We start from the raw sequence: 381 nt of genomic DNA, 5'->3' as shown, positions 1-381 counted from the left end.
TCGTTCTGCTTTAATGTTAACCCTGCTGCCATCGCATGTCCGCCAAAGCGCAAAATTAAATCCGGATATTTAGCAGCGACATTAACCAGCACATCACGAATATGAACGCCTGTTATGGAGCGTGCCGAACCCTTGATTTCGCCAGGTTCGCCCGGTGCAAACACAATGACCGGCCGATGCAGTTTTTCTTTAATTCGAGAAGCTAGTAGCCCGATTACCCCTTGATGCCAGCTTTCTTCATATAAACAATAAGCAACTGCCTGACTGGTTTCATTAAGCTGAAGTTTTTCCAGCATCGCCAGAGCTTCCAGTTGCATGCCTTGTTCAACCGAGCGACGCTCAAGATTAATCTGATCCAGCAACTGAGCAGCTTGCTGAGCC

General features: G+C 47.8%; 1 protein-coding gene. It reads right to left on the bottom strand.

What is annotated here, in order from left to right:
- Window positions 1-381 (bottom strand): DHHA1 domain-containing protein (locus tag B3O33_RS13390; RefSeq protein WP_292363814.1); only part of this gene is annotated, 381 nt, incomplete at both ends.

This window comes from Methylophaga sp. UBA1464 (assembly GCF_002325665.1).
In the GTDB taxonomy this organism is placed as follows: Bacteria; Pseudomonadota; Gammaproteobacteria; order Nitrosococcales; family Methylophagaceae; genus Methylophaga.
This window is presented reverse-complemented; position numbering and strand designations above follow the sequence as displayed.